3 protein-coding genes are annotated in these 25,877 nt (G+C 74.1%); all 3 read right to left on the bottom strand.

What is annotated here, in order from left to right:
• Positions 1–52 precede the first annotated feature (52 nt).
• A complete protein-coding gene (locus AB0K43_RS24140; RefSeq protein ID WP_363643067.1) occupies positions 53–15,958 on the bottom strand; it encodes an EndoU domain-containing protein in 15,906 nt (5,301 codons plus the stop codon).
• Positions 15,959–16,221: 263 nt separating this feature from the next.
• Positions 16,222–24,228, bottom strand: a complete 8,007-nt coding sequence (locus tag AB0K43_RS24135; RefSeq protein WP_363643065.1) for a toxin glutamine deamidase domain-containing protein — start codon at positions 24,226–24,228, stop codon at positions 16,222–16,224.
• Between the two features lie 98 nt (positions 24,229–24,326).
• Positions 24,327–25,871, bottom strand: a complete 1,545-nt coding sequence (locus tag AB0K43_RS24130) for a hypothetical protein (RefSeq protein ID WP_363643063.1) — start codon at positions 25,869–25,871, stop codon at positions 24,327–24,329.
• Positions 25,872–25,877 lie beyond the last annotated feature (6 nt).

Genomic DNA, 25,877 nt, shown 5'->3' with positions numbered 1-25,877 from the left:
AGGGGAACGGGCCCCGGGTCGGGGGCGGTTCAGGGTCTGGTCCGCTGCCGGCTCACTTGATCAGCTCCAGGTAGATCTGGTCGGCGATGGCACCGCCCCCGGCCGGGCCGGGCCGGTCGGTCTCCGGGGCGGTCACGGGCGGCGGCGCGTCGGGGACCTCCGGCAGGTGCGGCGAGACCGGCGGGGAGTCGGTGCCGAGCATCTCGATCCGGACGCTGCGCCGGTGCGCCGGCTCGGTCGCCCCGGGCATCGCCCGGCCACCGGAATCGACGGTCACCTTGAGGTACTGCGCGCCGAGTTGCCCGCCGGGGCGGGGCCGCCCGGTGAGCGGGTCGGTCGGCGCCAGGCCGGCGCCGTCGGGGTTGAGTTCCGTGCGCAGCTCCCGCATCAGGGCGGTACGGACGGCGACGGCCCGGTCCAGGCCGGTCTGCCGGGCGTGGGTGAGCGAGTTGCCGTACCCCGTCACCCGGATCTCGGGCATCCCCCCACCGGCGGCCACCCGCGCGCGGGCGGTCCGGGCGTAGGCCCGGGCGAACTCGCGCAGCTCCTCCCGGGCCGGCGGGGACAGCTCGGGCCGGCCCGACTCGAAGGCGACGACCGTCCGGAGGGGCTCCTGCGGACCCTGCGCGGGCGCGGGCGCCGCCTCGGGCGCCGCCTCGGGCACGTGCGCGACCTCGGGCTCGGGCTCGGGTACGCGCTCGGGCTCGGGTACGCGCTCGGGCTCGGCCGGGGCGTCCGGGAGCAGGCCCAGATCCTCGTGGCGACCCGCGTCGTCGAAGCGCAGCAGCCGCACACCGCCACCGGGCTCCGCCAGCAGCAGGTCCACCGGCGTCATCATCATCTCCGCGGTGTCCCGCACCACCCGCTCCGGCAGGGCCCCGAGCGCACCGTCCTGCGCCTTCAGCACCAGCCGGAAGGACCCCATCGTTAGCGCCGACAGCTGCGGCATCAGTGCCCCGATCAGCCCGTCCGCGTCCAACGGCCGGTCGCTGCCGCCCGCGAGCTCCCGCACCTCCAGCGCCACCTCCGAGCGCCCGTCCTCCGGCGCCGGGTACACCACCGAGTCCCAGTCGACGGCCTCGCCGCCCCGGCCGGGAAGCGGCGCGGCCGTGGGGGCCTCCTCGGCCAGGTACCCCATCAGGTGCTGAACCTCCGCCAGCGCCTGCTCCACGGGCTCCGGCTCCGCGGGCTTCAGGTGGGACCGGAGGTTCTCCTCGGAGAGGGGCAGGCCGTCCGCCAGTGTCCCGCCGACCGCGTCGGCGACGAGCCGGAGGTGGTCCGCCGTCACTCCGAGGTCCCCGAGGCCGAGCAGCGCATGGGTCCAGGATGCGACCGCCGTCCTGGTGGGCACGCCCGGGAACTGCGCGGCGGCCAGCTCGGCCATGGTCCGGACGGTGTCGAGCAGCCGGACGCCGTGCTCGTCGAGCGAGGGCACCCGGTCGCCGTAGATCGACCGCCCCAACCGCACCAGTTCGAGCACCCGGTGGTGGTGGACGGCCGCGTCGCCGGGTGCTGCCCCGGCGCTCAGGCCGAGGGCGGCGCCGACCTCGGCGATCAGGCCCGGGTCGGTGGGCCCGGCGGGGGTGTTGAAGAGGTCCGCCCCGGAGCCGGCCGCGAGCCGCTCGAACCGCGCCATCCCCTCGACCAGATGGTCGGCGATCTCGTGCACGCTGAAGCCGCCGAGGAAGAGCGAGTAGGAGTTGGTCAGCACCGCGGGCGTGAAGCCCTGCTCCAGCAGGAACTTCTGCATCAGCAGGTGGACGTTGACCCGGCTGTTCCCGTCGGTGAACGGCTGCATGATCTGCAGCGCGCGGGTCACCCGGGCGACCGCCAGCAGCCGCCCGCGCTCGTCCCGGGCCGCCCCGACCTCGTGGTAGTAGCGGTCCAGGACCGTCCGGACGTGCTCGCGCGCCTCCCCCGCCTGGTAGTTGATCGAGATCATGCCCTCGCCGCTCTGCCCGCGCGAGAACATCACCAGCGGTGCCACACCACCGGTCTGCTCCCGACCCTCGCGGGTGATGTCGAGCAGCAGCCGGCGCCCGCCGACCAGGTCCTCGGCCAGGTCGTGTGCGACCTGGGTCCGGCCGGTGCCGCGCATCGTGGTGTTCAGCCCGTCGGTGCTGCCGGACCACCGGGTGGCGACGTTCGCACCCTGCCCGGCGACCAGGTGACGGGTCGCCAGCTCGTGCAGGTGCTCGTAGGAGTCGGCATCGATCCGCGACCAGTCCCGGCCGCCCGGCCCACCGTCCAGCACCTCGCGGTAGAGCTCGGTCATGCTCTGCCGGTAGCCGGGGTACTTGGTCGTGTCCAGGTGCTCGGCCGCGTCCGAGGGGCTGTGCGCGAGCGCCGCCTCGTGGACGTTGGGGTCGATGAACAGCCGCCACCAGGAGCTCTCCGGCAGCGAGTCCGACAACCGGGGGGTCCGCCCGGTACCGCCGGACGAGCCCTCGCCGGACGGCCCCGCGCCGGATGAGCCCGCACCGGATGAGCCCGCACCGAACGGACCGCCACCGGCCGATGGGCCGGGCGGGTCCGGGTCCTTGCCGCCCCAGCGGACCGGTTCGGTCGGTGGCAGCGCGCCCCGCTTCTCGGAGACCGGGAAGCCGGCGCCGCCGAGCGGGCCGTCCGGGCCTTCCAGGCCCTTGAGCCCGGCCAGCAGGTCGTGACCGAGCGGGATCGTCGCCCCACCCGCACCCGCACCCGCACCCGGCATCAGCGTGAAGGTGGCGGGCCGCCAGCCGGCGGCCACCGGCCGCCCGTCGGCGTCGTGCAGGAAGTGCCCGGCCAGCACCGCACCGTCCGGTGTGGTGTAGACCGGACCGTCGGCGCTCACCAGGTGCAGGCCGGGGGCGAGGGCGTGGATCACCTCGGCGGCCGACGGGCCGCCGTTGAAGCCGGTGTTGACGTCGCAGCCGACGAAGACCAGCAGGTGGCCGTCGGGCAGGTTCTTCGGGGCGATCACCTCCTGGTGGAAGCGGTCCGGCGGCAGCGAGCGGTTGCCCACCAGGAAGTTCCCGGGGTTGGCCGGGTCACCGTGGACGTGCAGCACCGTCCCGTTGCCGATCTCGGGGAAGTTGTACGCGGCCTGGAGCTGCTGGTACCCGTCGTCCCGGAAGTGCTCGTACCCGGGGCTGCCCTGGAGCCCCTTCGCCGGGATGTGGAAGCCGGACGGCGTGCTCAGGCCGTGGGTGTGCAGCGCCGGCGAGGGGAAGTGGTCGAGCGCGTACTCCGGTGCGACCGCGAGCTTCAGCGCCCGGTTCACCTCGAAGGACATCCGGGTGGTGCCACCGCCGTACCGGAGCGGGCCGCGTTCGTCGTGCGCCTCGAACTCGATCGTGACCACCGCGTCCGCGTGGACGGTCGGCCAGTGCACGTCCCGGCTGCGCGAGACGGTGCTGAGCTGGTCCTTGTGGCTCGCCGAGGCCGACTCGCCGATCCGCTGGCCGAGGCCGCCGCTGAGCGCGGCGCCGGGGTGCTGGGCCTCGTGCGCGTTCGGTGGGAGGTCCGGATCCAGGCTGCCCGAGGTGGTGCTGACACCGGTCGATGTGTTCAGGCCCCGGCTGGTGCCCGAGGAGCGGCCGTCGCCGGTGGCGCGGAACCGGAAGGTGTCGCTCTCCAGCTCGCCCTTGAGGAAGCCGCCCAGCCGGTGGTTGAACGGCTCCACCTTGATCCGCAGCCGGCCCACGGTGTCGGTCAGCAGCCCGCCCTCGCGGACCAGGGCGGGCGAGAGCAGGCCGTCGGTGCCGACCAGCAGGTCCAGCTCGCCGGTCATGCCGGCGTGCGAGAGCAGGTAGCCGACCGCGTCCCGGCCGAGCGTGCCGTGGCTGGCCATCCGCGCGGTGGCGGCGTTGCCGGAGCCGTTCAGCGGCGGGGTGGACCCGCTCAGCCGCTCCAGCACCTCGTCGGCCAGGATCCGGAGCTTCTCGTGGTGGAAGCCGAGGTTGACCACCTGGCGGTCCATCACCTGCTGCGGGGTGACCGGCAGCGGGGCGCCGCCGAGGTGGGCGGCGGTGCTGCCGTACGGCACCTCCCGGACCGCCACCTGGTCGGGGGCGGGCCGGTAGGGCTCCAGATCGCGCTGCCGGACGGCCTTCGGGACCAGCACCACCTCGGTCAGGGTGACCGAGGTGCCGCCGTGGGTGAACCCGGCGTCCTGCTGGTGGCCCAGCGCCCGGGCGCCCTTGTCGGGCAGGGTGAGCAGCAGCGAGTTGGCCACCCGGGACGGGTTGGTGGTGCGCACCACGCTCACGTCGATCCGCAGGTCGCCCGCGTAGCGGTCGGCCGGGCCGGAGACCGAGAAGGAGTTCCGGCTGACCTCCCCCGTGCCCACCGAGCGGTCCCGGCCGGTGTCGCGCCCGACCGAGACACCCACCCCGGTGGAGACCCCGTTCAGCCGGCCGTCGCCGGTGCCCGGGGGCAGGCCCACGGAGGTGGGCGCGCTCGCCGACCAGCCGGTGCTGCGGCTCTGCGAGGCGGAGTCGTCGGCGCGGTGCTGGCGCACGGTGTAGCTGGTGGCGGTGGTGTCCCCGGTCGCGTCCAGGTGGAAGTAGCCGAGGTTGTCCGGATCGCGGTGGGCGCGCAGCACCAGGGAGACCCGCTCGTGGTGCAGCACCCCCGCCTTGGTGGAGTGCAGGACCAGGCCCGGGCCGAGCATCGCGTCGAGCAACCCTTCGGCCGACTTGACGTCGAGGATGCTGGTCAGGGTCTGCTTCACCGGGCGGGCCGCCGCCCCCGGCGCCTCCACCACCCAGTGGTCCTCCAGCGCGCCCGGGGCGTGCTCGGCGAGCAGCTGCTGCACCTTGGCCACGATCGGGTTGCCGTGCCCGGTGACGTCCAGCGGCCGGGGGGTGCCGTCCGGCTTGACCACCAGGCGTTCGGTGACCGACCCGGGCGGGAACAGCGGGTCGACCGTCACCCGGCGCCCGGCCGCGCCGGCGGCGGCGTCCTTCGGGGTCGCCGGGACGGTCGGCAGCACCAGGTCGGACGGGCGCTGGATCCGCGGCGCCGGGGCGGCCGTGCCGGGCGGCGGCGGGGGCGCGGTGGGGCCGACCGGGTGGTCGGTGCGGATCAGCGTGGGGGCGCCGCCGGGGGCCTCGTTCACCGCGCCCGCGAGGTCCGGATCGTGCGGGTCGGACCCGGCCCCGACCGGCCGGAGGTAGTACATGCCCTCGCCGATCTCCAGCAGCGCGGACGCGACCCGGGGCCGGTCCGAGCCGAACACGTTCTTCTCCTGGTTGATCACGGTGACCCGGTAGAGCATGTCCGCCGCGTGCTCACCGAAGGCCTGCTTGCCGACGGTCAGCCGGCCGGCGGTCGGGCTCAGCGACGCGCCGACCCCGGAGCCGAGCCCGCCCCCGCGCGCGTGGTCGAAGCCGGGGGTCACCGTCTGGGTGCCGCCGCCGGCCTCGCCGGCCCGGGTGCCGAAGCCGAACGCCGCCTTCAGCGAGCCGCTCAGGCCGGAGCCCCGGCTGCCGGAGACGCTCAGCGAGCCCTCGGTGTTGTCGATCCTGGTGGTGGTGATCCCCCGGCCGCTCGGCCGGCTGTCCAGCGGGAAGCCCTCGATCCGCACCAGGACGTTGCGGTCCTTCACGAACCCCTGCCGGACGAAGGCCGCGGTGACCTCCGAGGAGCCCCGCACATGGGCGCCCATCAGGAGGTCCGGGTCGGTCGCCGTCCAGGAGACGTTGCCCGCCGCCTCGCGGCCGACGCCCACCTGCCGGAGCAGGTCGCGGAGCTTGGTCTCGACGTGCCGGGTGCCGGGGGTGCCCAACACGATGTCACGGGCGTCCAGCGGCTGATGACGATCCCTCAGAGCCAGGTCGATCCGCGGCAGTTGGACGGCCCACCGGCGGTCGTGGCGCCGGTGCACCGACTCCACCCCGTACCGGTGCTCGCGCAGTCCGCCGGGGATCGGTCCGGCGTGCCGGGCGTCCAGGGTCAGCGCCTCGGGCACCACGAAGCGCACCCGGTACGGCGCCGCGGGGTGGCCGCGCAGCTCCTGCGACATGCTCGCCACGTGCCCCTCCGGGGCGTTGCGCAGGACGTCCGGCCCGGGTGGGCCGCCGGGGGCGCCGGGGCCGCGGAGCAGCCGGCCCAGGCCGGTCAGCGCCGTCCTCGGCAGGTCCGCGAACGAGCTCCTGGTCGGCTCGTGCCGCACCGAGACCCGCACCAGGTAGGTCACGTCGTAGTCGTAGGTGCGCACCGGGCCCTCGTAGAGCGAGCCGTGCAGCTGGAAGGTGGAGGCGCCGATGCTGGTGCCGGCCGACTTCGAGGTGCTCGCGGAGGCTCCCAGGGACGGCCCGAAGGTGCGCAGCCGGTCGCCGGTCCGCTCGCCGATGCCGACGCCGGCCGAGAGCGAGCCGCTCGCGCTGAGCGAGGCGGAGACCGAGTCGCCCGCGCCGACCCCCGCGAAGCCGGCCGGCATCAGGTCGACCTTCCCTCCGGCCCGGCGGCCGCGGCCGTCCAGGGCCGGGGTCTTCCGGACGGTCACCTCGACCGTGATCACCTCGGTGCCGCCGCGCACCGGGCGGGTGTACTGCTCCTTGACGCCGCCCGGCCGGAACAGCGAGTCACCCTGCGCCAGCAGCGACTCCCGGCTGAACTTCGCCTTCAACTGCTGTTCCAGGTGGAGCTGTTCAAGCGGGCTGCGGTCGACCCTCCAGGGCCGGGCGAACTCGACCTTCGCCAGCGTGGACGTGATCTCCGGGATGACGTGCTCGGCACCCGAGAGGTACTCGATCGCGCCGGGCCCCAGCCCCTGGCCGGTGGCCAGCACGGCCGGCGGGTGCTTGTCGACCTGTTCGGCGTCCTCCAACTCCTGGCGCCGCGCCGGATCCTGCGGCCGCGGGTCGAGGTCCTTGGGCACCAGCACGTCGGCCCAGGCCTGGCTGCCCAGCTCGCCGGCCGCCTCCCGCTCCAGCAGGTGCTCGAACCGCTCGGCCTCGCCGACCGGCACCCGGACGAACATCGCGTGGTCCGCGCCGCCCACCTGCTGCCGGTGGCCGAGCCCGGCCAGGTCGCCGGTGGCGTCCACGGTGGTGCGCACGGTGAGCCGGTACAGCACGCTCTCGGCGGTCGATCCGACGGTGCGGATGTCGCCGCCGCCGAGGTTCCGGCTGCCGCTGCGGGTGCCGGAGAGCTTGGCGCCCAGGCTGAACCCGGCCCCGAGCGAGTGGCTGAAGCCCATCGGGGCCGCCGGGTCGCCGATCGTGTAGCCGAGGTTGCCGCCGAGCGGGGAGAGCCCGAGCCCGCCGGAGTTGGAGACCGCGTTGGCGGTCCTGACGTACCGCGAGTGCTGTTCCTTCAGCGGCACCGCGCCCTCGGTGACCCGCTGGGCGCCGAGCAGCCTGGACCGCACGGTCAGGTGCACCGCGTCCTTGCCGTCCGCGGTCCGGTAGCCGGGCGAGCCGGCGCCGGTGCTGGTCAGGTCGCCGTAGTTGTGCAGCAGGTTGGCCTCGCCCAGCCAGTGCTGGACGCCCTCGTGCAGCTCCGAGCCGACCGGGGCCAGCCCGCGCGGCAGATTGCGCAGCACCTGCTCGCGCAGGTCGCGCAGCCCCGAGATCGACTCCGGCAGGTTCAGCACCTGGCCGAGCACCTCGCCGGTGCGCTCGATCTGCTGGGGGCTGGCGGTGGCCAGCCGGGTCGGCCCGAGGCCGAACACCGGGCCGGTCGAGCCCTGCGGGGCGACCGGCAGGGCCGGGCCCGCGTCGGTGCTCCGGGGCGGTGCCAGCTCGCTCGGGAACCCGATCCTGGCGGGTGCCGGCACCGGCGCGCCGGCCCGCGCCGCGGCGTCCTGCGGCCCCTTGACCTCGACCCGGAGCGCGGCGTCGGGGAAGTCGAAGTGCGTCTCCCGACCGCCCAGCCCCAGCTGGTACTTGGCCCCCGAGGAGGCGCCGGAGCCGTCCGAGAAGCCCTTGGCGCTGTCCCCCGACACCGAGGCGGACACCGAGGCGGAGAAGAGCTTGAACGGGAGCTCCCCGAAGGCGACCGAGGTGGAGAGGGCCGCGGTGACCGTGCGGCTGTTCTCACCGCTGCGGCTGCCCGAAGCACCGGCCTCGTGGTCACCGGAGTCGGCGTAGCCGTGCTTCTGGCCGAACAGCGCCTGGTGCGAGGGGGGTGCGCCGGCCTGCCGCCGCTGCGCCTCCCACGCGGGTACGTTGCGGGCCAGGTCGGTCCGGCCGAGGTCGAGCCGGACGGTCACCTCGTGCCGGCCCGCGCCGGGCACCTCGACGGCGAGCGGCAACCCCTCCTCCAGCATCCGCTGGGCCGCGTCGCGGCTGCCGATCTGCTCGAGCTTGGTCCGGAAGGCCTGCTCGACGGCGTCCGCGACGGGCCGGCCGGTGCCCGCCGGCAGGGCGCGCCGGACCAGCGCGGCCACCGCGCCGTCGTTGCCGAACCAGGCGTCGCCCAGGCTCAGCACCCGGCCGCGGTAGCCGAGCGGGTACTGCGGGCGGCCGCCGACCTGCTCGCCGAAGCCCGGCGGCAGCTCCCGGAGGGCGTCGGCCGCCAGCCGGGCGTGCTCGGCCGCGGAGCCGCGCAGCCGCCACTCGGCCACGCTGCGGGCCGCGTCCCGGACCGGCGACTCGACCTGCCGGCGGGCCTCCTCCGCGGCCTCGGCGCCGCGGGCGTCGGCGGTGGCCAGCAGTTCCCGGTGCTCGCTCACCAGGTCCGCCCAGCCGAGCCGTTCCAGCCGGTCGTGGTCGTAGACGGCTTCGACGTGCCGACGGAAGGCGTCCTCGCGGGCCGCGTCGGCGGCCCGGGCGGCGGCGTCGGCGGCGACCGCGAGGGCCTGCTCGACGGCCTCGCGGTGCTCCGCCTCCAGCTGCTCGCGGAGTTCGGGCGCGGTGTCGGCGGCCACCGCCGGGGCGGGCACCCGGGCGCGCGCGTCGTCCAGCACCTGCCGGCGGGCGCGGTCGGCGGCGCCGCTCACGGCCTGCTCGGCTGCCGCGCCGAGGCCGGTGATCCGGTCGGCGATCGCGTGCGGCGGCGCCGGCAGCGCGGCCGGGTCCGCGGTCTCGGCGTGGATCGCCCGGTAGGCGCGGATCCGGGCGGCGGCGACCGCGTCCCGGTGCGCGGCGTCGTGCAGCCTGGTGCGTTCGGCGGTGCGGGCCGCGCCGCTCAGGGCGCCGAGGTCGGCGCTGTCGGCCACCGCGTTCTTGGCCCGCGCGACCTCGGTGGCCTCGTCGAAGGCCTGCCCGGGGCCGGTGCGCTCCTCGTGCCGCCGGGCGATCCGCTCCAGCCGGTCGAGCCGGTCGAGCGCCCGCCGATCGCCGGTGAGGGCCCGCGCGACCAGGTCGGTGACCTTGCCCTGCCGGTCCTGGCGCAGCTCGGGGCCGAGCGCCTCGGTGGCGGCCCGCAGCCGGGCGGCCAACGCCCGGTTCTCGGCGCGCTGCTCCACCTCGGGGTGGCGCACGGCGTCGGCGCCGGCCTGGGTGAGCCGGGCCTGCTCGGTCTCGGTGAGCGGCCGGCTCCACGGGTCGGCGGCGTCCACCGGGTGCGGTGAGCGGTGCTGCGTCGGGACGGGCGGCGGGGCCGCGACCGCCCCGGTCAGCGGCCGGGTCGGCACGAAGTGGTTGTCGCCGACCCGGGCCAGCAGGAACGGCGTACCGTCCGGGCGGCCCGTCAGCCCGCCACCGGTCAGCGTCCCGACCCCCTCCACCACACCGTTGGCGCCGACCACGCCGAGGTCGAGCCGGAACACGTCGGCGGCCAGGTGCGGGGCGAGCGCACCGAGGGTCGGGGACCAGCGGGTGGGGTCGCGCAGCTCGGCGACCAGCTGCTCCGCGGTGCGGCCGGGCTCGAGGTACTCGCGGTACCGGGAGCCGGGCAGGCTCAGCTCGGCGGCCAGGTGGTCGGCCATCGCCGTGCGGACGGCGTCGTCGGTGACGGCCGGCAGGTGCCGGGCCAGCTGCCGGTCCACCGTCAGGCGCAGCGAGGAGAAGAACGAGTCGGGCCGGGCGGCGTTGCCGAGTTCGGTGGCGACCACCTCCTGGCGGTACCGGGCCAGCGCCGGACCCTGGGCGGAGCTCAGGCCGTACGGCAGCGGGACCTCGGTGCCGGGGGCGGGCCCGCCGGGCTTCGGCTCGGCGCCGAGCAGCGCCCAGGCCTCCTTCAGCCGCGCGGTGCCGAGGCTGCGGGGGCGGCCGTCCTCCAGCACCACCCAGTCGCCGTCCGCGATCACCTCGGGCCGGCCGTCCGCTCCGATGCCGATCCGCCCGGAGATCACGTCGCCGTCCGCGGTGACGATCGCCTCGCCGGTCGGGCCGAGGGTGGGCCGGCCGGTGGCCCGGTGGGCGGCCTCGACCACCGACTCCCCGCCGGGGCCGGGCGCGGCCGCGTAGCAGGTGACGAAGGCCTGGCCCTGCTCGGACGAGAGGTGCTCCAGCAGGTGGTCCACGGGGTGCAGCGCGCCGTCGAACTCGACCCCGCCCGGGGCGCCGTGGCCGACCAGCAGCTGCCAGCCGCTCGCTCCCGGCACCGCGTGCGCCGCGGTCCCGGTCAGCTTCGAGGCATCGGCCTGGGGGAACCACAGCCCGTGCTCCAGCGGGAGCACGGGGCTGTCCCCGCGCGGGCCGGGGCCCTGCGGCGGGGTCGGGTGCGGCGGGGTGGTGGAGCCGCCGTCGACGGGTGCGAAGTCGACGATCAGGTCGTGCTCCAGCCGGACCTCCAGCTCCACCCCGGCGAACCGGCCCCGCAGCACGGTCACGTTCGGGTCGGACGGATCCACCGTGCTGGACAGCGGCCTGCGCTTCACCGCGACGGCGGCGAACTTGGCCGCCTCCGCGGACCAGGTCCGCGGGTACTTCTGCGGGGTCCACCCGCTGCGCGGTGCGCCGTCCTGGAGCTCCTCGGCGAACCGGCGCCGGTCGGGGGTGGGCGCCCGCCTCGGGCCGCCCGCGTCGGACTCCCCGATCGCCGGGCTCCGGTGCTGCGGGACGTGCGCCCCGGGCGGCCGCTTCGACAACCGGGCGTCGAGGTCCTGCCCGGGCTCCGGCCGGTAGTCGACTATGAGGCCGTCCGCCAGATCCACCTCCAGCCGGACGCCTCCGAACTCACCACGGACGAACGATAGTTGCGGCGCTTTTGGATCGGACGGGTCGGCCGGTTCGGACGGTTCGGCCTCGCCGAACCTCGAGACCATCAGTGCCGCGAACCTCGCCTCCTCGGCGGTCCACTCCTTGGGGAACTCCGCACTGCCCCGGGGCGCGTCCTCGGCGAACGCCGACGTCAGCTCCCCCGCGTTGTAGTCCATCATGGTGATCATCGGCATCGACGGGTCGTCGGCCGGCAGCGGCCCCGGCTCGCGGAGGTCCGTGGGCAGGCCGAGCACGTCGCCGGCGCTCAGCGCGGCGTCCACCGCGCGCCGCCAGTCCGCCGGGTCCTGGTCGGCCGGCTGCTCCCAGGCGTCCGTCGAGGCCTTCGCCTCCGGTACGTCGAGCAGGGCGCGCAGGCCGGCCGGGTCGGTGCCCAGCATGGTCGGGACGGCGTCCTGCAACGCCTGGTGGGAGATCTCGTCGATGGCCAGCGTCGCGTGGGCGGCGCCCGGCCCGTCGGTGAACTCCAACTCGACCTTCAGCAGCGGCTCGCCCTCCGGTAGCGGCCGGTTGTAGCCGTCGGCCTGACCGGTCAGCGTCTTCTGCACCAGATCGACGTACCACTGCGGCCGGTCGGGCGACCGCTCCAGGTGCACCTTGAGGTTCAGCACCGTCCCGCGCTGGCCGTTGTCGAGCAGGACGTGCCGCAGATCGGCCGTCCCGCCGTTGCCCAAGCGGACCTGGACGGCGGAGGTCCGCGCCACCGGCTCGGCGTTCTTCGGCCAGCTGCGGTGCGGCTGCACCACGGTGGGCCGGTAGGCGACGTGCTGGCCGTCCCGGTACAGGCCCTCGATCCGCACCCCGTCCGACTCACCGACCCAGTGCGTGGTGCGGCCGTCGGGCAGCAGCACCGTGGAGCCGAGGCGGGTGGCCGCCGCGTGCGCGGCCTCGACGGCGTCGAGCACCTTGTCCGGCGCCCAGTGCTGGGGGAACATCATGTGCTCGTGCCAGTTCTCCCGGGCCCGCCAGCGGGAGGGGAACTCGGCGAGCGGGCTCCCCGGCTCGACCTTCGGGTCCAGGAACCAGGGGGTCGCCAGGTAGGTGCCGTTGCTCGAGGCCGGGCCCTTCGGCTCGAACTGCAGCCCGTGCCGCTCGCTCGCGGCCTCCTTCGGCTCGTGGTGCGCGCCGGTCAGGGTCTGCCGGTCGCCGTAGCGGGCCACGTCCTCCACCCGCAGCCCGAACGCCGACACCGGGAGCGGCACCGGCGCGTAGGCGGGGGTGGTCAGACCGCTCTGGTCGTCGGACGGCCGGAAGGAGACGAACTCGCCGTGCCGCAGTTCCCCTTCGATCCGGACCCCGGCGTACTCGCCGACCCAGTGGTAGGACTCCGCGAGCGCGCGGGGGTCCGGGCGGGTCACCGTGCCCGCGCGCTTCGCGGCCAGGTAGGCCTGCTCCGCGGCGTAGACGGCGTCGTCGGCCGACCAGTGGTCGGGGAACATCACCTGCTCCCGCGGCCGGACGGGTCCGGGCTTCGCCGGCATCGCCAGGTCCCCGGCCAGCGGGTGCCGGCCGTCGCGCTGCGGCGACGGCTGCCCCGGCTGGGGGTAGTGCGCCCGGTAGGTGCCGTTGGGGTGGGTCTCGCCGACCCGGGTCGGCCGGACCCGGTCCGACATCCCGGACGGCGGCAGGTACCCGCCGACACCCGAGTCGCCGTGCAGCACCGCCTGCCGGGTGTCGAGCGAGAAGCGCGCCCGGGCGGGCGTCCGGACATCCGGGCCCTGCGGGGCCGGGCCGCCGGCCGCGGCCTCCATCCAGCGGCCGAACTGGCGCAGGTCACGCGGCGAGACGGTCAACTGGTCGAGGTAGCGGGCGTTCTCGGGCTGGTGGTCCAGGTCGACGACCACCCGTGACCTGCTGTCGACCCAGCCCGATCCGATCAGCTCCAGGTCACCGTAGACCGGCAGGGTCATCGGCATGTCGCTCGACCGGTACTCGTCGTACAGGCCGAGCAGGTGGCCGGTCTCGTGCGCCAGCGTCTTGGCGGTGCTGTGGAGACCCCAGTTGCCCCAGTCCTCCCGGCCGAGGTCGGCGTGCACGGTCACGGTGCGGTGGGCCGCCGCCGGGTCGTCGACGAACTCCAGCTCCAGCCTGAACCGGTCGCCGTTCGGGAGGCGGTAGCCCAGGTTGTAGTTCTCGTCGATGCCGCGCCTGGCCCGCTCGGTGAGCGCCCGGACCTCGGCCGCGGCGTCCGGGCGGCCCGCCAGCCGGGTGGTGTCCAGGTGGATCCGCACCACGGCCCGCGACTCGGCCCCGCCGTCCGCCAGCCGGTAGCGGCGCGCCTCGAAGGCGAAGGTCGGTGCCGTGCCCGAGGTGTCGTCGATCGCACGGAAGCCACCCTTCCTGACCTCGCCCCGGCCGAGCTCGGCGACGGGCTCCGACGACGGCTCCGGGAGGCGCCGCGGCAGATCCACACGCTGGTCCGCGCCGGCGGTCGAGGTGATGATCAGCGGGGACATCATCCCCTCGGCGCCGGTCGGGTGGTGCGGGCCGCCGGCCGGGGTCGGCCCCAAGGGCCCGGTGGCGGTGGCAGGGGTGGGGGTGGCAGGGGTGGGGGTGGCAGGGGTGGGGGTGGCGTTCTCCCCGGTAGCGGCCGAGCCGTTGCGGATCAGGCAGATGCGGCCGTCCTCGACGCCGACCACCAGCTTCAGGCCGTCGACCTCGCCCTCGTGCAGCATCAGGCCGCCGCCCGGGCGCTCCGGGTCCGGGTGGCTGCGGTCGGGTTGCCGCACGACCCGGTGCGCGGCATCCGTCAGGCGCTGGTCGGTCCAGCCCTCGGGGAGTCGACCTCCGGTGAAGCCGTCCTTGACCCACCACGGCGCGAGGGACTCGTCCGGGTGCGGGGCCGGGGCGACCGGGGGTTCGGGACGGGGCTGCTCGCCGGCCGAGGCGGTCGCGGTCACGGGCGCGGGCGCGGCGGTGGGCTTGGGCGCCTGCGTCGTGTCCCCGCCGCCAACGGTACGGCCCGGCCTGGGAGCCGTGATCGGCGCGTCTTCGGCCGGGGTTGCCCGCGAGTCGGTGCGCACCGGAGCCGGCTTGCCCGCCGCCTTCGGCTCCGGCTCTCCCACCAGGGTGGTCTGCGAGTCCGTCCGCACCGGTACCGGCCGCGCCGGGCCGTCGCCGAAGACCGACTCCAGATCCGCGTGGCCGAAGGCCCGGGCGAACAGGTTCGCGTACTCGTGGTCCGGCGGCCCCGCCGTTCCCCGCGAGTGGCCGAGCACCAGACCCGCCGTCACATCCGCCCCGGACGGACCCAGGCGCGGCACCGGGAAGGGCGCCGGATGGCCCATCAGGTTCGACGCGAGCGACAGCACCGTCAGGGGGTGCCAGGCCGGGAAGTACTGTCCCCGGCCCTCCCCCACCTGCTCGAACTGCCAGGAGCGGACCCAACTCGTGTACTTCTCGACCAGCCCCAGCTTGGCGTACCCGTGGTGCACCGCCCGCCCCAGCAGCCCCATCGCCAGACCGGAGCCGAAGGTCGCGGCCGTGGAGGAGAACTGGTGCGACTCCGAGAACGCCAGGTTGTAGAAGCCCTCCGAGAGGTTCCCCTGCACGCCCTCCATCAGCTGCTCGCCCACCGCGAACCCCAGGCGGAACAGCTTGTTCCCCTCCGGCATGTGCGTCGCCAGCCCCGGCAGGTGATCCGCCAGCGCCGAAACGGCGTGCTCCGACAGACCGCGTTCCTCCCGTGACAACACCGCCCGCAGGGAGGCGCTCAACGCCTCGTGCCCCAGACCGCCCTTGGTCCACCCCGCGACGAACGCCTCCCCGAACTCCCGCCCCAGCGCCGACGCCGCGCCCGCGCCCAGCTCCGCACCCAGGTGCTTCTCGAAGGCATCCGCCAGATGCCCCACGAAGTGATCCGCGACCGACCCGGCACCGCCCTTGCCGAAGCCCTCGGCCAACCACCCCTTCGTCGAGTCCATCAACTTCCCGATGTCCTTGGCGAACGCCAGCGAGGCGTCCTTGCCCGCCGCCTTCCCCCCGGCACCCGCGCCCGCCTTCGCCAGCGCCCCGACCGCACCGGCCCCCGCCTCGCCCGCCGCGTCCTTCGTCACCGCGCCCAGCGCCGCCTGGAACGCCCCGTGCAGCGCCTCCCGCTCCCCGCCCTTCATCGCCGACGCCAGCTCGTGGGCCAGCACCGACCCGCCCGACTTCCCGACCAGCGACCCCAGCAGCTTGCCCAGGCCCATCCCCAGCAGGTTCAGCGGACCGGCCACCACCCCGCCCAACGCCCCGAACAGCACCGTCTGCTTGGTCGACTCGACATCCCAGGTGTGCCGATCACCGTTGGCGAACTGGATCCCCTGGATGACCGAGTCCAGCACCAGCCCGCCCACGATCCCCGAGAAGGTGTGCAGCAGGATCGACTTCACCAGGTACTTGACCAGGGCGATCAGCACCTGGCGGGTGAACCAGTACTTCAGCGCGAGCAGTTCGAGTTCGAACCCGAACGTGAACGGCGACCACAGCACCGACAGCGAGGTCTCGAACATCAGCTGGACCAGCTGGGCGATCGCCATCCACTTGGTGTACTCGACCGAGTTGGCGACATCACCCGCGCAGTCCGCCAACGCCTGCGCCGTCCGCGCCGCGGCGCCCACGTAGTCCGACCCGCCGGACTCACCGATGAAGTCGTTCATCATCGAGGTGAACGCCTCCGCGGCCTGCCCCTCGAACTGCTGACGCGCCTTCACCGCCACCGTCGCGATCAGATCCCGCAGATGCGGCAGATCCTTCGCCAACTTCTCGTACTGGTCCCGGACCTCCCGCAGATCACCCTCTTTCACCTGCGGCCACGGCATCCCCGAAACCACCGAGAAGAAGGTGTCCACACCCGACGGCACGACGATCGACGAGTACGGCACAGAGACCTCCGGCGGGGCAGAACTGATCGGACGGACCGCGACACGCGGGTACGAGCACGACCGGCCGCCGGCAGGACGGCCCGGTCGTCACGGTGACGTCATGTCGACATCGCTCACACCCCGCCCGTAGCCGTCCGGAGGCTCACCACTCGGCCGTTCCCTGGGGGACAGCTGTCGGCAACCCTTTGGACAGGTCTACGGGCGGACGCGCGGAATCTGTTCAGTTCCTGCCCGGACGGGCGGATTTCACCGTCGCAGTACGGTCAAACACCACCCAAACCGGACAGCGCCTTGGCGATGAAGTCCGCGAGATCGGGACCGCTCCCGAACTCGTCGTCCGAGCCCTCCGGGTCGGGCCGGGGCGGCGCGGGCTGATCCGTCGGGGCCGGGGTCGGGGTCGGGGTCGGGGTCGCGGTCGCGGTCGGGGTCGGGGTCGGGGTCGGGGTCGGGGGCAGTGGACGGGTCGGCTTGGGCGGACGCACCGGATCCGGCACCGACGACGGCTGCACCGGGGGCGGCGGCAGCGGCCGGTTGGGAGCCGGTGGGCGGGGCACCGCGGGCAGGGTCGGGGCCGGGGTCGGGGTCGGGGCGCCGAACTCGCCGATCAGGGCGTCGAAGTCGGTGCCGTCGAAGGCCTCGCCGAGCGGGTCGGTGCGCGGGTTCTTCGGGACGGCCGCACCGTCCGGAGCGTCCTGGCTGAACGCGAGGTAGTGGTCGCTCATCACCTTGGCATCGCGCGTCTCCCGCTCGGGGATGTCGACCGAGATCGGGATGACACCCTTCTCCACCAGCCGCCTGTCGCCCTTGAACAGCACCACCTCGACCTCGGCGAAGCCGTCGTACCGGGCCATCGGGGTGCCGAACTTGGCGTGCGAGACCACCTGCCCCGCGTTGCCGAGCGAGATGCCCTCGCGGCCGCGGTGCGCCCCGCCGACGATCGCCTGGAAGGTGCCCTCCGTCCCCCCGAGGTCCGTCTTCACGCCGCCCTGCACCTGCCCGCTCCACATGCTCCAGTCCAACCGGGTCCTGGTGGAGGTGGTGGAGGTCGCGTTGGACGGGCTGAGCTCGACCTTGCCGTCGGTCCGGTCGTACTCCAGCTGGAGAACCTTCAGGTTGACCTCCACCCCGCCGTTCGACACCAGCAGCCGCCGCCCCGGCGAGGGTGTGGCGATCTCCTCGCCGCGGGTGGCGGAGCCGAAGTGGCTGGCCAGTTGGGCGTGGTCGGTGGCGTTGCGGGCCATGCTCTCCATCCGGTCCCAGGTGCGTTTGCCGAAGAACTCGGGGCCGCGCACCCGCAGGATGTCCTGCACACCCGAGGAGTCGCCGAGCCAGCGCATCACGTCGATGTCGCGCAGGCCCTCGCTCCAGACCCGGCCCGGCGGTGCCTTGACGGTGACCTCCACCGGCGGCTCGCTCGGAGCGCGGGCCGGGGCGGTGCGGTGGTCCGGTGCCTCGAACGGAGCGGGCGCGGCGCCCTTCGAGGGCCGGCCCTCGACGGCCTCGACGGCGGTCTCGAAGCCGATCTTCGCGGTGCCGATCGCGTGCGTCGAGGTGCCGATCCTGCGCAGGCTGCGCCAGGCGTCGCCGGCGGCGGCCCTGGCCTGCTCCACCCGGGTGCCGGGCGGGGCCGCCCGGTGCGGGTCCGGCACGATCCGGTCCCGGCCGAGGTCGACCAGCGGGCGCCGCTCCATCCGGAAGATCAGCGTCGCCTCACCGGTGTAACCGCTGCCGGGGACCTTGGCCTTGGTCGCGGCGCCGGTGGAGGTCCGCTGCGCCTGGACGTCCAGCTGGTCGTGCCCCCAGGAGCGGGTGACCTGCGCGCCGCCGGTGACGGCCGGGCCGAGCGGCAGCGGGCTGCTGGTGCCCTGGGCGGACACGGTGACGCTGTTGCCCTTGCCGGCGCCGAAGCTGGTGACGCCGTCGGAGCTGGCGAAGGACTTCTGCACCTGGGTACCGGTGTTGAACTCGGTCTGCGCGGTCTCGCCGGTGTGCTCCAGCCGGGAGACGGCGGCGGTGATCCGAACGGTGCTCCGCCCGTGCTTCACCACGATCTCGTGGCCGGCCATCATCGACTTCAACTGCGGCTGGAGCTTGTCGAGTTCGAGCGCGGTGGCGATCTTCTCCCGGATCCCCGACCAGTCACCGCCGAGCGCCCGCGAGGCCGTCCCGTTCAGGTGGTGCACGGCCGACTCGCCCACCGAGTGCTGCGGCCCGCCGGGGCCCGCACCTCCAGGACCACCGGGACCACCGGGACCACCAGGACCACCGCGCGGTCGCAGCGGGTGGACGTCGGTGACGACGTCGGAGGAGCCGAGCCGGTGCGTGCGCTCGATCCGGCCGGGCGGGTCGAGCGGCTTCCTGACCGGCGCGGGGTCGCTGGACCCGTGCGGCGGGGCGTCCCGCAGCGGGGTGGCGATGGTGGCCTGTACCGGCACGTTCAACTCGGGTGCGCCGTGTTTCTCCCCCGTCGTGCTGAACTCGAACCGGACGCTGAAGTCGGCGGTACCCGTGAACAGGCCGGCCGGTTCGACCGACTTGCCCTTGCTGACGGTGGCGCCGGCGCTGTCCACCGTGGAGCCGCTCACCAGGTCGGTCCGCCGCGAGGCGTTGAAACCGAGCTCCAGGTGCGGCAGTTTGAGCCGGGTCGGCAGCGAGAAGATGTCGCGGATCCGCCGGTCCTTGCCGACACCGGTGGAGACCCGGGTCTGGGTGCCGAGCTCGAACTCGAACTTCTCGACGGTGTCGGTGTGGGCGAAGTCCTTGCCCAGGCCCGCCTTGACGGTGACCTTCGCGTCCCAGCCGTTGATCGAGACGGTCTCGGTGAGGTGACCGCCCCGGCTGAGCTTGGACAGCTGCGGCTTCAGGGCGAACGGGTCGAAGCGCGCCTTGAGCTTCATCAGCGCGTCGTCCGGCAGGGTGCCGAACTTCTGCTTCAGCCGGCCCTCGATGGACTTGAGCACCGTGGCGTCGCCGCCACCGAGGCTGTGCACCACGTCGGAGGCGCTCATCGCCCCGCGCTCGGCGATCCGGCGCGGTGGGTCGTGCAGCTCGGCCGGCGGGTTGTGGTGGACCGGCGTGCCGGCGCCCGGGCCGGTGAAGACACCGAGCCCGTCGGCCTTCACCTGGTAGCTGCCGGTCTCCTTGCGGTCGAGGCTCACCTCGGCCCGGATCGGCACCGTGACGGTGTGCTCGGTGCCGTCCACGGTCACCTTGACGTGCACGTTCAGGGCCGCGTCGTAGATCTCCTGCGGACGGGCGTACTTGCCGTTGGCGTACACCTTGTTGGAGTTGCCGTCGCGCCAGCCGGACCGGTCGCGGACCTGCCGTGCGTAGCCGCCGCTGATGTCGAGCGCGTTCCTGTCGGGCAGCCCGGCCGTGCCGCCCCCGGAGCCCTGGATCTGCTTGGTGTCGGACAGCAGCCGGCGGCCGGAGCTGAACGAGGTGGTCTCGTCGACCGGATTGAGCTCGGCCTTGCTCTCCGGCCGCTTGTACGCCAGCTCGGTCACCGTCGCGGTCGCGGAGACCTTGACGCCGTGCTTCAGCAGACTGGCAGCGGTGCGCTCGGGGGCCTCCAGCGCGATGTCCCGGGTCATCGAGGTGAGCCGGGAGGCGACCATCGGGTGGCTGAACAGCTGGTGGATGTCGTCCTTGACGTCCTGCCAGGCGTCCTTGAGCAGATCCCGGCCGAGGGCCTCCACCTGCTGGTGCAGCGGGGCCACGGTCGGCAGGTCGCGCACGGTGACGGTGTCCGAAAGCCCGCCCGCGCCGTCCTTGTGCTGCCAGACGCCGTCCGGCGGGCTCGGGATGGTGCTGCCGGGCTCGAAGGTCCTCGGGGTGGCGGGCTGCGGGACGTCCGACGCGATGAAGAGGGTCGGGTCCGCGCCGGGGCTGTCGGCCACCTTGCGGGCCTCGGCCTGCTCGATGAGCGTCCGGAAGTCGATGGTGGTGGTCGCCGTGTCGTGCGACTCGCCGGTGAGACCCTTGTGCTCGAATTTCAGCCGGAGCTCGGCCCGGCCGTCGAAGACCACCCCGGGGCCCTTGGTCTTCGTGGTGATCTGGGACTCCTGGCTGGTGCCGGAGATGTGCACCTGGTCCCGGATCAGCTGGAGGCCACCGCCGCCGGAGCCGATCGAGGAGCCGGCGCCGCCGCCGGACACCTGGGTGGGCAGCGGGAGTTGGAGGCCGTCGCTCTCGGTGTCCTGCCGCGAGCGCACCCGCTGGACACCGGTGCCGACGTTGAACTCGGTCTGCGGGGTGGTGCCGGTCTGCCATATGGCCTTGACGGACGCGGTGATCTCCACCGAGGCGCTGCCGATGCCCCGGTCGCCGGTGACCTCGATCCGGGTGCGCTCGCCGGACATCATGCTCTTCAGGTCCTGGTGCAGCCGGGTCAGGTCCAGCTCGGCGATCATCTTCTCGCGCAGCTTGGGCCACAGGCTGCCGACCACCTCCCGGGCCTTGTCCTCGACGCCGTCGAGCACCTCCTCCATCGGACGGTCGGCATCGGGGCGCCCGTGCCGGTGCGTCGACACGTCGAGCACGATGTCGGAGCCGCCGAGCCGCTGCCCCTCCACCACCCGCTGGGGCGGGGCGAACAGCCTGTCCTTGGCCGGCAGCTCCGGCCTGCCGTGGACGTCGAGGGTGTCGCGCTGCGGGATGCCGATGGTGGCACCGATGTCGAGCCGCTGCACCCGGCTGCCCTGGGTCAGCTCGACCGGCTCGCCGTGATGGGTCAGTTCGGTGAAGTCCAGGGCCAGGCGCAGCTTGCCGGCGAACAGGGCACCGGGCTCCACGGTCTTGCCGCGGGCGATGGTCCGGCCCACGTCGAGCGAGGCCGCACCGTGCATCTCGTCGTGGTGGTAGCCGAAGGTCTCGGTGAAGTCGGTCCTGCCCGACTTGAACTTGGCCTGGAAACCGGCGTTGAAGCGGTTGAGGCTGTCCTCCTGGAGTCCGATCGAGGCATACCGGTCGGCACCGTTCTCGAACTCCACGCTCGGGGCGGTCTCCTGGTGGACCAGGTTTTCGGCGTCTACCCGGATCGACATCGTGCCCTTCCAACCGTTGGCCTCGAACGGCGCCTCCCAGACATCGCCCCGGGAGAGCGCGGTGAGCTTCGGACGGAGCGTCATCGGGTCGAAGAAGTCCTGCGCTACGGTCCGGGCGGCCGGGAGGTCGTTCTGGAAGCTCGCCTTGAACAGGTCGGTGATCCGGCGGAACACCACCGTGTCCTCCTGGTGCAGGCCCACCACCAGGTCGGACGCCGAGAGTCGCCTGTGGTTGGCCACCCGGGCCGGAGGGAGCCGCACCGCATCGGGGTCGATCGGCTTCTTCGGCGTGAACGCCGGGTCCTGGTCGTGGCTGTGGGAGTCGTGGGAGAACATCGACATCGCGAACACCGAGGCCTGCGGCGACGGCGGATGGGGGCCGGTGGACGCGGTGGTGCGGTCGGGCGGGGTGATGACGATCGAGGGCGGCGCCGGCTGGGCGTGGCCGCCGCCGACGGTGCTCACGCTGTGCGGGCCGGGCGGTCCGGGCGGGGTGAGCGGGGTGAGCGGGCCGGGCGGGGTGTGCGGCCCCGGCACCGGCGTGGAGCTGGCGTCGTAGTGGTTGGAACCGTTGTAGTACACCGTCACCTGGTGACCGTCCGGCGGGCCGTAGCGCAGGTACTCGGTCGAGCCGCCGTGGCCGTCCGGGCCGAGGATCCGCAGCCGCAGGCCCAGGGTGTCCGCCAGCAGCGGCGGGAAGGTCTCGCCGTATCCCTGGTGCCAGGAGCGCTCCCAGTTCCGCACCGCGTGCTGGAGCCCGGTGAACTCGGTCGGCGACAACGGCCGCTCGCTGAGGGTCAGATGGCGCACGTTCAGGTCGACCAACGAGGCGTCCGGGAGGTCGTGCAGGCCGATCTCGTGCGGCTTGCCGAGCAGGAAGTGGAACTGCTGCTCCGGGCCGACCGCGCCGTCACCGAGGTTCCAGCCGATCTCCTCCTCGACCAGGCGGCGGTCCTCGCCGCGGGCGACCCGCTCGTCGATGTACTGCCGGCGCAGCGCGTGCGCGTCGGTCGCGGGCACCACACCGTGGCCCCGCAGGTACGCCTCGGCGCCGGCCTGCTCGGCCGGGCTCTTGAACTTCCACGGCACGGTCAGCTCGGCCTGGTCGCGGGCGGACGTTCGGTCGCCGCCCGGCCCGGCGAGCTCGTCGGTGCGGGCCGCCACGTAGCGTTCACGCAGCAGGCGGGTGGGGATGACCTCATGGGTGGTGACCCCGCCGACGCCCAGCCCCGCCAGCCCGCCGAGCAGTTCGGGCCGGCCCTGTGCGGAGAACCTCGCCTGCAGCTCCTGGGTGGCGATCTTGCGGTAGCCCTGCGTCACCTCCGGTGGGAGGTCGGCCGGCCCGGTGGCGACGAGGTGCTGGGAGACCGCCTCCTTGAGCGCGAACGACACGGAGATGCCACGCCCGGTCATGCCGCGGTCGGCGAGCAGCCGGCCGATCCCGGCCGGATCGCTGGTCGCCACCGAGTTGAGCAGGCACAGGCCGTCGCCGACCACCGGCACCCGCGGGCCCGGCGCCGGGAAGGGCGGCTCGACCGGCGGCCGGGTGCCGGCGCCGCTTCCCTGGCCGTCGGTGCCGGTGAAGGCGTCCGCGACGGTGGGTCGCGCGTGTTGCTCCGCGCTGTCACCCGCGGCCGCGTTGAAGCCGGCCGAGCCCGGGATCGGCCGGTTGTCCCGGTCGAGCATGATCGCCCAGACCCGGGTGACCTCCGTCGGCAGCGGCCGGTCGCCCGGGGAGTGCAGGCCCTGCTGGGCGTCCACCCAGACCAGCCCGTCGCCCGGCACGTGCACCAGGTTCCAGGCATGGCCCCGGCCGTTCTCCCGCCAGGCGAACACCATCGCTCCGGCGCCGGGGCCGCCCTCGGTGATCCGGCGGGCGACCTCGTCCAGGCCTGCGGAGCCGAGGCCGACGTACTCGGCCGGGTGGCCGGTCCACTCCTGGGCGTCGGCGTGCGCGCTCTGCGGCCGTCGCTGCGGCGTCGGTGCGACCTGCGGGTCGCCGTGGAAGGTGGCGTGGAAGGCCATCGCCGCCACACCGCAGTTGACCTGGCCGAGCAGGCTGCCGCCCGCGTCGCGCGGGTTGACCATCCCCACCCACTCGGCCGGGTGGGCGAACCGCTTCGGGCCGTCGGCGCCGCCCACCGCCTGCTCCAGCGCCGACCGGGCGTCCGGGTGCGCGGCGTCGTAGCCGTCCCCGGAGAAGGTGTGCAGGAAGGAGTCGAGCGGCAGCAGCGGCTGGGGCGTACCGTCCCCCGCGTCGAACGGGTGGCGGGTGGACGGCGACGGGCCGAGGTCCGGGCGGGGGCGCTTGGCCTGCGGCTGGGGCCCGGGGTCCGACCCGTCCGACGAGTGGTCGGGCTCGTGGTCCGGGCCGCCGCCGTCCGCCTCGAACTCGTCCCGGCCGCGGCGGCCCGTGGTCGGCCGCGGCGGCCCGTGGTCGACCAGCGTGGCGGTGTCCGCGGCGTCCGCGGCGTCGTCCGCGTGGTGCGGCCGCTGCTCCGGCCGGTCGGCGGGGCCGCCGTGGTGGACCTGCCAGATCCGGCCGTCCTCGACGCCGACCACCAGCTTCAGGCCGTCGACCTCGCCCTCGTGCAGCATCAGGTCGCCGCTCGGGCGCAGCGGGTCCGGGTAGCTCCGGTCGGGGTTCTGGACGACCCGGTACGCGGCGGCCGCCAGGTCCTCGTCCGACCAGTGCGCCAGCACCTCGTCCGGGAACCCGTCCTTGTACCACCAGGGCGCCATCAGCTTCTCGACCTCGTCGGGATCCGGACGGGTCGGCGCAGGGTCGCCCGGATGGCCCGCGCTCTCGGGGCGGGTCACCGGCTCGGGGCGGGTCGCCGGGTCGCCGTGCGTGGTGCTGCCGTGCGTCGTGCTGCCGTGCGTCGTGACGGAGTGCGTGTCCGAGGGCCCGGGCCGCCCACCCGCGGAGGCGGTGACCTTCACGGGCTCGGGTGCACCGACCGGCTCGGGCCCCGCCACGGTCTCCCCGGCGCCGACCGTACGGCCCGGCTTGGGCGCCCTCACCGGTGCGTCGTCGACCAGTGTCGCCTGCGAGTCGGTCCGCACCGGCGCCGGCCTGCCCGGCGCGCCCGGGGCATCGGCCGCCGGCTCCACCACCGGTCCGTCACCGAACAGGGACTCCAGATCCGCATGTCCGAAGGCCTGCGCGAACAGATTCGCGTACTCGTGGTCCGGCGCCCCCTCCAGCCCCCGTGAGAACCCCAACACCTCCCCCGCCGCCACGTCCCGCCCCGACGGCCCCATCCGCGGCACCGGAAACGGCGCCGGATGCCCCGCCAGATTCGACGCCAGCGACAGAATCGTCAACGGGTGGTAGGGCGGGAAGAACCGGCCGCGCCCGTCCCGCACCTCTTCGAACTGCCACGACCGGACGAATTCGCCCCACCTGTGCCCGATCCCCGTCGCCGCAAAGGCATGGTGCACCCCACGACCCAGCAATCCCATCGCGATACCCGAACCGAACGTCGCCGCCGACGACGAGAACTGGTGCGAATCCGAGAACGCCAGATTGAGAAGCCCTCCGACAGGTTCCCCTGCATGCCCTCCGTCAACTGCTCGCCCACCGCGAACCCCAGCCGGAACAGCTTGTTGCCCTCCGGCAGGTGCGCGGCCAACCCCGGCAGGTGATCCGCCAACGCCGACACACCACGCTCGGCCAGGCCGTGCTCCCCCCGCTCCAACACCCCGCGCAACGAGGCGCTCAACGCCTCGTGCCCGAACCCGCCCTTCGCCCACCCCGCGACGAAAGCCTCCCCGTACTCCCGCCCCAGCGTCCGCGCGGCCTTCTCCCCCAACTCCATTCCCAGGTGCTTCTCGAACGCCGCCGCCACATGCCCGACGAACTCGTGCGCGACCGAACCCGCACCGCCCTTCCCGAATCCCTCCGCCAGCCACCCCTTGGTCGAATCCATCACCCGACCCAGATCCCTCGCGAACGCCAGCGAAGCGTCCTTCGACAGCCACCGGCCCCCCGCCTCGGCTCCGGCCCTCCCCGCCCCCTTCCCCACCGCACCCGCGCCCGCGTGCCCCACCGCACCCGCGCCCGCGTGCCCCCCGGCCGAGGCCACCGCCTTCTTCGTCGCCGCCTCCAACGCCCCCTTCAGCGCCTCCTTCTCCCCGCCCTTCATCACCGTCGCCAGCTCGTGCGCCAACACCGACGCACCGGACTTCCCCACCAAGGAGCCCAGCAGCCTGCCCAACCCCATGCCCAGCAGGTTCAACGGGCCCGCGACCACCCCGCCCAACGCACCGAACAGCACCGACTGCTTCGTCGAGTCCACATCCCACACATGCCGATCACCGTGCGAGAACTGAATCCCCTGAATGATCGCGTCCATCAGCAGACCCGTGACGATCCCCGAGAACGTGTGCGTCAGAATCGACTTGATCAAGTACTTCACCAGCAACCACAGCACCTGGCGCGTGAACCAGTACCGCAACGCCAGGTACTCCAGCTCGAAACCGAACGAGAACGGCCCCCACAGCACCGCCATCGAGGTCTCGAACATCAGCTGCACCAGCTGGGCGATCGCCATCCATTTCGTGTACTCGACCGAGTTGGCGACATCGCCCGCGCAGTCCGCCAGGGCCCGCGCCGTCTTCGCCGCGGCGCCCACGTAGTCCGAGCCGCCGGACTCGCCGATGAAGTCGTTCATCATCGAGGAGAACGCCTCCGCGGCCTGCCCCTCGAACTGCTGACGCGCCTTCACCGCCACCGTCGCGATCAGATCCCGCAGATGCGGCAGATCCTTCGCCAGCTGCTCGTACCGGTCCCGGATCTCCCGCAGATCACCCTCCTTCACCTGCGGCCACGGCATGCCCGAAACCACCGAGAAGAAGGTGTCCACACCCGA

It is taken from the genome of Kitasatospora sp. NPDC049258 (assembly GCF_040678895.1).
In the GTDB taxonomy this organism is placed as follows: Bacteria; Actinomycetota; Actinomycetes; order Streptomycetales; family Streptomycetaceae; genus Kitasatospora.
The sequence above is the reverse complement of the archived record's forward strand: the minus strand, read 5'-3'. Positions and strand labels throughout refer to the sequence as shown.